Consider the following 11,231-nt stretch of genomic DNA (forward strand, 5'->3'; position numbering starts at 1 on the left):
CGCCGCGCGCCAGTGCTGCTCCTCGGCCAGGGTGCGCCGTACGGCCGGCCACACCGGCAGCAGCCCCCGCCGGTACGGCCGGGACGGGGCGGGCGCCAGCGGGCAGTCGCCCTCCAGGCGCAGCTGGTCCAGGTGGACGGTTCCGGACAGCAGACAGCCGGAGAGGTCGATGTCCTGGAGCATGAGGTGCGCGGCGTCCGCACCTCGCAGGGATGCCATGCGTACACCCGGATCCGCGTCGCCCAGGACCGGCTCCGCCCCATCCGTCTCCCCGGCGCCCGCGAAGGGCCGCGCCTGCGCTGTGATGCTCACCGGGTGGTCGATGACCGCGTCACTCAGGTCGACGGTGGCGTAGCGCAGCCGCAGTGCCGCGGTGGATTCCCAGCGGGTCCGTCCGCAGGCGAGGCGGGTGGTGGCGGCCTCGATGGTGACGGGGCCCCCGAACCGTACGCCGGACAGGTCGAGAACTCCCCGGCAGGTCAGCGGGCCCAGCCGGGCAGCGGTCTCGAAGACCGCGCCGGAGAAGCCGGCTTCGGCGGCGAACACCGCCGCGTCGAACCCGGCCCGGCCGGAGAACACCGCCCCGTCGAACCCGGCCCGCCCGGAGAACACCGCGCGGTCGAACCCGGCACAGCCCTCGAAGCCCGCCGCGGAGAATCCGGCGCGAGCGCCGAACGCCGCCCCGGTGAACGCGCCGTCTGCGGAGAACACCACACGGTCGAACCCGGCGTCGGCGGCGAACACCGCCTCCTCGAAGTCCGCTCGCGCGGCGAACCGCGAACCCGCGAACGAGGCGACACCGGCGAACGCCGCCCCGCGGAACATGGCGCGGTCGAGCACAGCCCGGCCGAACTCGGCGCGGGCCGCGAACACCGCGCCGTCGTAGGCGGCTTCGCCGGAGACCACGGCCTCGTCGAACACCGCGTTGCCGCGGAACCTCGTCTGCCGGAACCCGGCGTGCGCCGTGAAGCGCGTCCGCCGGAACACCGCCTCCTGCGAGAACTCCGCTTCGTCGAACACCGCGCCGCCGGAGAACGTCACTTCGCCGAATCCGGCACCGGCCGAGAACGCCGCCCCGCCGAACCCGGCGTAGGAGGAGAACGCCGCCCCGCCGAAGTCGGCCTCGGCCGAGAACACGGCCCCGTCGAACACGGTCCGCGCCGAGAACACAGCGCCGTTGAACACGGCCCGGGTGGAGAAGACCGCGTCCTTGAAGAAGGCGGCCCCGAGGCGCGGCTCCCCCGTCGCCCGGTCGCGCAGCCGGTCCAGCAACCGCCACAGCGTGTCGCCGGTGAACGGTGTGCCGCGGTGGTCGAGCCTGCTGCCGGGCACCAGTCCGTCGAGGTACGCGGCCCGGTCGGCGTCCGCGAGGTGCGCCAGGCACTCCCCGTACGGGTCCACCCGACGGCCGCGGCATCCGACCGGGTCCCGGACCTCAACCGCTCCTGACCCGCAGTACGGCCAGAGCGGCGGCTCGGGTGAGGAGGCGGGGGCGACGTGGATCGGCATACTGTGAGGACGCGCAGCCGGGGCGGCCGGTTGCGCGAGTCCACACCCTGAGCCGAGTCAGGACAGCCCCTGGCCCGGCCTCCCCGCCCGGACTCGGGTCCGGCCGATCAGCCATCCCAGCAGCGCGCCGGCCGCGATGCCCAGCGTGTTGTTCGCCCAGTCGAGCGGCTGGCAGGACCGTACGGGATCGAGTGTCTGCAGCAGTTCCACCACCACCCACGCCGCCGATCCCGTGAGCGTCACGAGCAGCGGCCGGCGCGAGGCCAGGGTGCCCAGCAGCCCCATGGGCACCCACAGCACCACATTGACCGCGTTGTGCGCGAAGCCGCCCGTGAGCGTACGGACCGAATCACCGGTCACACACGCCCCGAGCCGCCCGGCCGTCCCGCCGACGATCTGGTCGGGGAGCGTGATCCCCAGACACACCGTCACCGCGAGCAGCACCCCCAGGGTGACCCCTGCCGACCAGCCGGTTCTCCGCGCGGCCGGCCGGTGCGCCACGACCGCGACCACGGCAAGGACCAGGGTGAGCGCCGCCATCACGGCACTGTGCATCGAGGAGGCCATGGGGCAGAACCTACCGCTCAAATGGCACACCATGCCAGGTCTGCACGTGATGCCGAAGATGAGAACTACATGAGCCCGCCGGGGTCAGCCGCCGGAAGGTGCCTGCCGGCTGCCCCACCGCGGGTGCCCCTCGAAGGGCGGGGGCGGCCACGCTCCTGGTCGATGAACGCGGTCAACGCCTCAACAGTCGCGTCGGGCTGCTCGTCGGGAATGAAGTGCCCTGCTTCCGGGATGAAGGCGCCGGTCGCGTTCTCCGCCCACGGGCGGATGGAGGCGGCCATGTCGGGGATCGAGCCGTGGGAACTGGAGATGCCCAGGACCGGGATGCTCAAGTGCCCTCGTTCGAGAGCCTCATGGTTGCTGCGGGCCGATTCCGCGGCGTCGCGATAGTAGGCGAGAGACGCCCGGAGCCCGCCCTCGGCCGCTAGGGCGGCGGCGTAATGGTCGATCTCGGCGTCGTCGAACGCGTCCGGTGAGAGCGCTTTGGCCTTCAGGAACCAGCCGACGTAGTCACGCTCACGCCCGGTGAGCAGAGTCTCGGGCAGTTCGGGCACCAGATGGAACGCGAAGTGCCAGGTCTTCCAGGCCCGGTCGGGGTCCGTCGGGATGGAGTCCGGGAGGGTGATTCCGGGAATGCCGGCATCCAGCAGGGCGACACCGTGCAGGCGCTCTTCGTACTTCAGGGCCATCGAGAAGGCCACCCAGGCCCCGATGTCGTGGGCGACGAGCCAGTACTCCGGCACCTTGAGCGCGGCCAGCGCGGCCTGGACGCGCGAAGCGACGGTGTGCGTGTCGTAGCCGCCCTGAGGGCGGTCGGAGTGGCCCTGCCCCGGCAGGTCGATCGCGATCACATGGAATCGCTCGGCAAGCCCTGGCATCACCTTTCGCCAGGCCCACCAGGTCTGCGGGAATCCGGCGAGCAGAACGACGGTGGGGCCGTTTGGCAATCCGCCTTCCACGGCATGAAGCCGGATTCCTTCCGCATCGGCCCAGCGGTGAGCGAAACCCGCGAGGTCGTGCAGCGGCAGCCCGGGGAAGGGGTTCTTCTGGTCACGGGAGTGGTTCGGGGCCATGGCGTCATCGGACATACCTCAGAGCCTAACCCATCTTGGACTGACTAGTTCAAGATGGGTAGGATGGGCAGATCAGCAGCGGCTGGTCCAGGAGCGAGGTGCACACGTGATGGCCGGGAAGAAGCAGTTCGACATGGGCGTCGCGCTCGACGCGGCGATGGTCCAGTTCTGGCGGTCCGGATACGCCGACACGTCTCTCGACGACCTCTCCAGGGCGACCGGACTGAACCGAAGTTCCATCTACTCCTCGCTCGGCGACAAGGACTCGCTCTATCTGCGCTGCCTCGACCGCTACGCCGCGCGGTACGGGAGCAGGTACGACCAGGCGCTCTCCGGTGCGTCCGAGGAACCGCTCCAGGCGGTACGGGCGTTCTTCGACGTCACCCTGCGGCGCATCGCCGACCCCGACGTACCTGATGGATGCCTGATCGCCCAGACCGCGATGGCGACACCGGTACTCAGCCCCGCCATCGCCGCACGGGCGGTCGAAGCTCTGGGCTTTCAGCGCACACGGCTGCGGACCGCCCTGGAAGCCGCGCGGCTGACCGAGAGCGATGCCGACGACTTCGCGGTTCACATCACAGGGGTCAACCAGGCACTGGCCGTGATGAGCAGGACCGGGGCGGGCCGGCAGCAGCTCCGCACGGTCGTCGACATCAGCATGAGCGCGCTCTCGCACGCCTTGCACGCCCGGAGTTAGTGCCCGGGTGGCCGGGTCTACGCCTGCCGTGGGGTCGCGGCCAGCCGGAACTCCTCCCCGGCGGGCGGGGCGAAGTAACGCGCCACCTCGGTGTCGGTGACCTCCGCCAGGGTGGCCGGTTTCCAGAGGGGACTGCGGTCCTTGTCGATGACCTGGGCGCGGATCCCCTCGGCCAGGTCGTGCGAGGCGAGCGCGGCGCAGCAACTCCGGTAATCCTGCTCCAGGACACGCTCCAGCGAGCCGAGCCTGCGGGCCCTGCGCATCGCGGCGAGCGTGACCTTGAGGGCAGTGGGCGACCTGCCGGCCAGGGTGTCGGCCGTCGCCCGGGCGGCGGCCGAACCGTGGCCGCGCAGCCGGACGACGATCTCCTCGACGGTGTCGGCGCCGTAGCAGTCGTCGATCCACGCCCGGTCCCCGGCCAGTTCTCCGGGCGACGGCTGACCCACGTACGGCCGGAGGGCGTCCCCGACCGGTTGCGTGGCGAGGCCGGCCAGCAGCCGGGGCAGGTCGTCGGATGGTACGAAGTGGTCGGCCAGCCCGCACAACAGGGCGTCGTCCGCACCGATCTGAGTGCCCGTCAAGGCGAGGTGGGTGCCGAGTTCACCGGGCGCGAGGGCGAGCAGATGCGCACCCCCCACATCAGGTGCGAAGCCGATACCCGTCTCGGGCATCGCGATCCGCGAGCGCTCGGTGACGATACGGACGCTGCCGTGCGCCGAGAGTCCGACGCCGCCGCCCATCACGATGCCGTCCATCACGGCGACGTACGGCTTGGGGTAGCGGGCGATACGGGCGTTGAGCCGGTACTCGTCCCGCCAGAATCCGTAGGAGGCAGTGCCTCCGGCGCGCGCGTCCTCGTAGATGGACCGGATGTCACCACCGGCGCACAGGCCACGGCCCCCGGCGCCGGTGGTGATCACCGTCTCCACGGCCGGGTCGCTCTCCCAGGCCGCCAGGGCCTCGTCGATGCGCCGCACCATCGCGTGGGTGAGGGCGTTGAGCGCCCGCGGCCGGTTGAGCGTGATGTGGGCCGCGCGGCCCTCGGTACGGAGCAGCACATGCTCCTCGCCGGCGGTCACGGGAACACCTGCCTCGGTCCACGGGCCACGGTGACGCGCATGATCTCGTTGGTTCCTTCCAGGATCCGGTGGACCCGCAGGTCACGGACGGTCTCCTCGCCACCGTACTCGTTCGCGAATCGGTGGCCTCAGGGGAGAGGGGTGGGCGGCTGGGGGCGGGTGGCCGTACGGAGGAACCGGCCTCCCCGTACACCACGCGCCCGGTACGCCGTCACCGCGCGCACCCCCACCCCGGACACCACCGCCCGGGTCTCAGGCCCCGGTACCGGCGACCACCTCACCGCCGACGACGACCAGCTCGGCCCGCGTGCCCGGGATGTCGTCCGGGCTGATCCGCAGGATGTCCCTGGACAGCACGGTGAAGTCGGCCAGCTTGCCGACGGTCAGCGAACCCCGTTCGTCCTCAAGGAAGTTGGCGTAGGCGGAGCCCATGGTGTAGCCGTGGACGGCCGTCTCGACGTCCACCGTCTCGCCGGGCTGCCACGGCTCGCCGCCGCCGAGCGGACGGCGGGTGACCGCGGTGTAGATACCGATGAGCGGGTCCATCTCGGCCACGTTCCAGTCGCTGGAGAAGGCCAGCACCGCGCCCGCCTCGTGCAGGCTGCGCATGGGCCATGCCTTGTGCCAGCGGTCCGAGCCGATGTTCTCGGCCCAGTCCTGGCCGGGTCCCGCGATCTCGGGGGCACAGTGCCTCGGCTGCATACAGGCGACGACGCCCAGCTCCGCGAAGCGCGCCGTGTCCTGCGGGTCGAGGCACTCGACATGGACGACCTGGTGGCGGGCATCGCGCCGTCCGTTGACCGCGGCGGCGTGCTCGACGGCGTCCAGTACGGTGCGGATGCCCCGGTCGCCGGTGGCGTGCACGAAGCACTGGAATCCCCGGGCGTCCAGCTTGGCGAGCAGCCCGGCGAACTCCTCCGCCGGGTAGAAGGTGTCGCCCCGGTGCCTGCCGCAGCCCGTGTACGGCTCCAGGAGGGCGGCGGTGCGCGGCTCGACCACGTCGTCGATGTAGAGCTTGAGCGGACCGACCCGCATCCGGTCGTCGTTGAAGCGGGCGGCGGTCGCGGCGAAGTCGTCCAGGTCGGCGTCGGTGGTGCCGCGCGGGTGGAAGAGCGCGGCCACGAGGCGCGAGCGGAGCCGGCCCTCGGTGCGGGCGCGGGTGAACAGCTCCAGGTCGTCCAGGGAGTTCTGCGGCTCGACCACGGTGGTGATCCCGAAGCGGATCGCGTCGTCGAGGCTCTTGACGAGCCGGCCGTACTGGCGGTCGGACGCGGCCCACGGCACCCCCAGCTCGCGCAGCGCCCGGTTTCCGTCGCGGGACAGCCCCTTGACCGCGAAGTCCTTGATGAATCCGGTGGGTTCGCCGGTCTCCGGGTCGGTCTCGGCGCGCCCGAACGGCAGCTCGGTGGTCACCCTGGTGACGCCGAGCCGGCGCAGGGCCGCGGTGTTGAGCCATGCGGTGTGGACGTCGTAGCTGAGGACGAAGGCCGGGGTGTCGCCGGTGACCCGGTCGAGGTCGGCCGCGTTCGGCATCCGGCCGTCCGGGATCGCGGAGTAGTCGAACGCCTCGGCCTCGATCCACTCGGCGTCCGGGTGTTCGGCGCACCAGGCGGTGATGCGGTGGTGGATCTCGGTGAGCGTACGGGCTCCGGCGAGCTGGACGCAGGCGTCGTCGGACCCGAGCCGTACGTGGTTGTGGGCGTCGATGAAACCGGGCAGCACCAGCCGGCCGGCCCCGTCGACGATCCGGGTGTCGTCGCCCGCCCAGGCCGCCGCCTCCGCGTCGGGGCCGAGCCAGACGATACGGCCGTCGCGTACGGCGAGCGCCTCGGCGGCGGGGAGCCGCGGGTCGACGGTGTGGATACGGGCGTTGCGCAGGACCAGATCGGCGGGCGCGGTGGTGCGGGTCATGAGGGACGGACTCCTGGGGTAGGACGGGTGGTACGGCGGTGCCAGTGGTGCGGGCCGTACGGGTAAGGCGGTTGGTGCGGGCAGTAAAGGCCGTACGCTTACCGGTCAGTTGTCGGCGGGAGCCGTTCGCAGCCTGCGGCGGGTCAGGGCCCAGTAGACGAGCCCGGAGACGACCGAGCCGAGCAGCGTGAGGTCGCCGCCGCCGAGTGGCGCGACCAACGGCCCGGTCCACAGTTCGGAGTTGCAGGTCAGCGCGGCGAAGGCCATACCGGAGACCAGGGCGGCCATCCCGGCGGGGTGGAATCCGCCGCGATACCAGTACGCCCCGCCGCGGCCCGCGTGCAGCGACCGGGTGTCGTAGTGGCAGCGGCGTATGAGCATGTCGGCGAGGAAGACCCCGCCCCACGGGGCGAACACGATGATCAGCAGGGAGAGGAAGCTCAGCAGCGACTCGGTGAAGTCCACCAGGAAGAGCGCGCCGAGCGAGCCGAGGGCGGTCACGGCGACGCTGACGATGATGGCTCTGGCCCTGCTCCACGGGATGCCGAGCACCTGGAGGTTCAGGCTGGACGAGTACAGCGTCAGGATGGAGTTGGTGACCGAACCGCCGAGTACGAGCAGCAGGAAGACCGGCTGGAACCAGCCCGGCAGCAGCTTCTCCACCCCGGCCACGGCGTCCGTCATATCGGCCTGGGTGGCGGCCGCGACACCGGCGACCCCGAGCGCGACGGAGGAAATGAGACCGCCGAGCGCGCCGCTCCAGGTGATGGAGCGCAGCGAGGTCTCGCGGGGCAGATAGCGGGTGTAGTCGGCGGGCATCGGCAGATACGAGAAGGGCCCCGCCAGCATGACGACGAAGGCGAGCGTCCAGCCGGAGAACCCGGGCGTACCGCCGGAGGCGGCGCCCGTCGTGGCGCCCGGCAGCAGGAAGACCAGCAGCACACCGAACCCGGCGGCGAGCACGTACGCCATCCAGCGCTCGGCGAACTGCACGGTGGCATGGCCCCACATGGCGACCGCGAACGTCACGGCGAGGGTGATCACCAGGGCGAGCGCCCTGGCGGCGTCACCGCCGTCGTGCCAGCCGAGGTCGGCGAAGAGCGCTTCGAGTGCGAGGGTGCCGACCACCGTGTTGACGATGGTGTAGCCGATGGAGACGACCCAGTTCAGCAGACCGGCGGGGAAGTTCCCGAGGACGCCGAAGGAGGCCCGGGAGATGACCAGGGTCGCGGTGCCGGTCCTGATGCCGCTCAGTCCGGCGGCGCTGATCACGAAGAAGGTCAGCCCGCCGAGCACCACGACGGCGGTGGCCTGCCAGAAGGAGAGCCCGAAACTGACGGCGAGGGCGCCGTTGATGACGTAGGTGAAGGTCAGGTTGGAGCCGAACCAGAGCCAGAAGAGGTCCTTCGCGCTGCCGTGCCGCTCCTCGTCGGGAATCGGGTCGATGCCGTGCGTCTCGACCTGGAAGACCTCGTCACTGCTGACGCCGGTCCCCCGGCCGGCCGGCCGCGCGGCACTCGACGGGGCGCCCGGCGGCGCGCTCCGGTCGGTGACGTCCGTCGCTTGTCGCGCCATACGAGCCTCCGTATTCCGCATCCACACTTTGAATGCCGTTCTAAGTGTTAGAACGGCATTCAAGATGCGCCCCGCACCGCCGGCACGTCAAGACCTCCGGCCGAATTGATCTCACAGGTCGGGGATAGGCTCGACAGCGTCCGGAGCAGACCAGCGTGAGCGGGGCGGAAGTGGCACATCGCAAGGACGGGAAGATCGCACGGGACCGGATGCTCGAAGAGGCCATGACGGCCATCGCCGAGAACGGGCTCGCGGCGCTCACCATGTCCGCACTCGCCGAGCGGCTGGGGACCAGCGGCGGCCACATCCTGTACTACTTCGGCAGCAAGGACCGGCTGCTGCTGGAGGCGCTGAGGTGGAGCGAGGACGCGCTCACCGTGGAGCGCCGGGCCCTGCTCGCGGGCCGGACGGCGGCCACGCGCCTGCTCGACCGCTTCCTCCAGCTGTATCTGCCTAACGGCCCGCGGGATCCGCGCTGGATGCTCTGGATCGAACTGTGGGCGCGCGCCGGGTCGAACGAACAGCTGCGCGCCGCCCAGGAGGAGCTGGACCGCGGCTGGCAGGAGGACCTCGAAGAGGTCCTGGCGAAGGGTGCGGTGCAGCAGCGCTTCGCGATCGACGACGTACCGGCGCGAGCCGGTGAACTCCTCGCGCTCCTCGACGGGTTGAGTACCCGGGTGGCACTGGGCCAGCGGGACGCGGACCGCAGGGCGGCCCTGGCGTCGGCCCGGTCGGCGGCGAACCGACTGCTCGGCGTCACGACACTGACGGACACCGCGGGCACCACGGACAGCCGGCCGGGCGGCACCGGCTGACATCGTTGCCGGGCAACACGGCCGACATGACCGAGGCGGCCGACATGACCAACACGGCCGTCAGCTCCGATACCTCTGTCCGCGCTCCGTCAGCCGGGGGCGAGGACGATCCAGGTCCGGCCGGGCCGCAGCGGCAGGGTCCGCCCCTGGTACGCGTAGGTGGTCCCGGCGTCCGCCGCGGGCCTGCTCCAGTGCACGTCGTACGACCGCCCGTCACGCAGCACGACGGCGGAGCCGCTCCCGACGGTCCGGGAGAACGGAACGTATCCCGTGCGGCTGTGGAAGCGTGACTCCTTGACCTTCACCCGCTGGATGATCACGTTGTCGGCCGTCCAGGGCGATGCCGCACCGTCCATGGCGACCCGGTAGCGCGGCGCGTCCCAGGTGAAGGTGAACCGGGCGGCGGGCATGGAGGCCGACGTGACAGCCGCCGGCCGCCCGCCGCCGGGGACCTCCGCGGCGAAGCGCAGCCCGATGTCCTTGGCCGTACCGGCGCCGTCGGTGAGCCCTTTCGTGTGCACGTACTCGTTGTGCGGGGCCGGCCGGTCCGGGTCGCGGAAGAACGCACTGGTGCCGGTTCTGGTGACGATGTCCGAGTTCTTGAGTACGGGGAGCAGCATGCTCTGGGCACCGGAGAAGGCGAGTGCGGGCTTGTCGTAAGCCTGGAGCAGCTGGAGGTCAGTCTCCCGCGCACTGCGGACGGGCCCGACGGTCGGCGGCAGACGGCTGCTGTCGTAGACGGCCATGAGGCGCGAGAGCCCGCCCTCGACCTCGATGGCGTACACGAGGTCCGCGTCGTTGAGCCCGGTCTGCGGCCGGGCGGCGCGTACGTTGTCGACCTTCACGGCGAGGACCCGGCCCGCGGCCCCGCTCTCCCCGGTCAGGACCGAGCGGCCCGAGCCACCACTCTTCGAGGCCGAACAGCCCACGGCCAGCCCCACGACGAGGGCCGCGACCGCGCCCGCCCGGAGTGCTTTCGACCCGTCCATCCGCGCTCCTCACGTCCGTACCGACCACAGGCCCCGCCAGCGGCGTACCATCCCGGCCCACTGGACGATACTCGGGCATAACGCTCACACGCAGCGAACTCACACCCAGAAGGCAACGGATCTCGGCGTCGTTGTCGTTCTCAGCAGACAGCGGACAGCAGATCAGGCTGTTCCGCAGCCGAGCAGCGCTCTGTGCGGCAGGGCGAGCCGGCCGTCAGGGCCGGTGAACTCCGAGCTGAGCAGGTCGAATTGCCGTTTGATCTCCGCCCTGGTCCCGGCCGGTTGGGCGGCGATGAGGTGACCGGTGAAGCCGACACCCGATGCCGCACCGTGCCACCACTCCTGCGCGGATGTTCGATGGTCCCAGGCGACGGTCCGGCAGGAGGGGCCGGAGAGCCCGGCTGCCAACATCACGTCTGCAAGCCCCTGTTCAGTGCGCGGGAAATCGGTCTCGGGCGCCGGCACGGGCCGGTGAGCCGGGCGCTCCACACCAGCGGCCTCCGTCGCCCGTACCAGCAGGTCCCGCCCGGCCCCGGCCGGCACGGACCACATGGTCACCGCGATCCGTCCGCCCGGCCTGGTCACCCGGCCCAACTCGGCCAGCGCGGCCCGCGGCCGGCCGACATGGTCCAGCACGAAGTTGGCGGTCACTCCGTCGAAGGCGTCGTCGTCGAAGGGCAGAACGGGCAGCTCGGCGACACGCACATCAGCGGCGGGCACAGCCTTGGCCGCGAACTCCACCATCCCCGGCTCGGCATCGACCGCGCTGACCCGGGCGCCCCGCGCGCACGCTCCCGCAGCGACGTTCCCCGACCCGGTGCCCACATCCAGCAGACGGACACCGGGACCGGCCCCGACGGCGTCCAGCAACTGCCCGATCGGATACGCGCACAACGCGGCGAAGGACTCCGCGTACGCAACAGCCCGCCCCGACCAGACGGAACGCGAACTCTCGTCGAACCCGTTCACGACACCACCAACCCCCTGGACCGAGCACATCATGGCCGCACCGG

General features: G+C 71.3%; 10 protein-coding genes and 1 pseudogene. 2 read left to right on the forward strand and 9 right to left on the reverse strand.

The window, feature by feature from the left end:
- From G3I19_RS05750 to G3I19_RS05760, 3 genes are all read right to left on the reverse strand, one after another.
- Positions 1-1,509: pentapeptide repeat-containing protein (locus tag G3I19_RS05750; protein WP_164260167.1), on the reverse strand; the 1,509-nt coding region annotated here is incomplete at its 3' end.
- Positions 1,510-1,566: 57 nt separating this feature from the next.
- A complete protein-coding gene (locus tag G3I19_RS05755) occupies positions 1,567-2,076 on the reverse strand; it encodes a VanZ family protein (protein WP_164260168.1) in 510 nt (169 codons plus the stop codon).
- Between the two features lie 65 nt (positions 2,077-2,141).
- The gene (locus tag G3I19_RS05760) at positions 2,142-3,164 is read right to left on the reverse strand and encodes an alpha/beta hydrolase (protein ID WP_164260170.1); all 1,023 of its coding nucleotides are present in this window, start codon (positions 3,162-3,164) and stop codon (positions 2,142-2,144) included.
- Positions 3,165-3,258: 94 nt separating this feature from the next.
- Between G3I19_RS05760 and G3I19_RS05765 the strand changes: the two genes are divergently transcribed.
- Entirely contained in the window at positions 3,259-3,849 is a 591-nt protein-coding gene (locus G3I19_RS05765) for a TetR/AcrR family transcriptional regulator (protein ID WP_164260173.1), read from the forward strand.
- 17 nt (positions 3,850-3,866) lie between these two features.
- On the opposite strand, the gene G3I19_RS05770 is transcribed toward G3I19_RS05765, so the two are convergent.
- The 4 genes and pseudogenes from G3I19_RS05770 to G3I19_RS05785 all read right to left on the reverse strand — a co-directional run bounded on the left by G3I19_RS05770 (position 3,867) and on the right by G3I19_RS05785 (position 8,414).
- The gene (locus G3I19_RS05770; RefSeq protein WP_164260175.1) at positions 3,867-4,928 is read right to left on the reverse strand and encodes an enoyl-CoA hydratase/isomerase family protein; all 1,062 of its coding nucleotides are present in this window, start codon (positions 4,926-4,928) and stop codon (positions 3,867-3,869) included.
- Positions 4,925-5,056, reverse strand: a pseudogene (locus G3I19_RS05775) (acyl-CoA dehydrogenase family protein); the annotation flags it as partial. The pseudogene G3I19_RS05775 and the gene G3I19_RS05770, both read right to left, overlap by 4 nt.
- A 124-nt stretch (positions 5,057-5,180) precedes the next feature.
- Positions 5,181-6,839 (reverse strand): amidohydrolase, encoded by a 1,659-nt coding sequence (locus tag G3I19_RS05780; RefSeq protein WP_164260177.1) that lies wholly within the window; start codon positions 6,837-6,839, stop codon positions 5,181-5,183.
- A gap of 105 nt (positions 6,840-6,944) precedes the next feature.
- On the reverse strand, positions 6,945-8,414 hold the full coding sequence (locus G3I19_RS05785) for a cytosine permease (RefSeq protein WP_164260179.1): 1,470 nt from the start codon (positions 8,412-8,414) through the stop codon (positions 6,945-6,947).
- A 155-nt stretch (positions 8,415-8,569) separates the two neighbouring features.
- Between G3I19_RS05785 and G3I19_RS05790 the strand changes: the two genes are divergently transcribed.
- Positions 8,570-9,229, forward strand: coding sequence for a TetR/AcrR family transcriptional regulator (locus G3I19_RS05790; RefSeq protein ID WP_343234993.1), 660 nt, complete (start codon positions 8,570-8,572; stop codon positions 9,227-9,229).
- 89 nt (positions 9,230-9,318) lie between these two features.
- Here G3I19_RS05790 and G3I19_RS05795 read toward each other — a convergent pair whose 3' ends face one another.
- Positions 9,319-10,218, reverse strand: a complete 900-nt coding sequence (locus G3I19_RS05795; RefSeq protein WP_164260180.1) for a DUF3048 domain-containing protein — start codon at positions 10,216-10,218, stop codon at positions 9,319-9,321.
- Between the two features lie 162 nt (positions 10,219-10,380).
- The gene (locus G3I19_RS05800; protein WP_343234994.1) at positions 10,381-11,187 is read right to left on the reverse strand and encodes a class I SAM-dependent methyltransferase; all 807 of its coding nucleotides are present in this window, start codon (positions 11,185-11,187) and stop codon (positions 10,381-10,383) included.
- Between the last annotated feature and the right edge of the window lie 44 nt (positions 11,188-11,231).

This window comes from Streptomyces sp. SID10853, assembly GCF_010548145.1.
Lineage (GTDB): Bacteria > Actinomycetota > Actinomycetes > Streptomycetales > Streptomycetaceae > Streptomyces.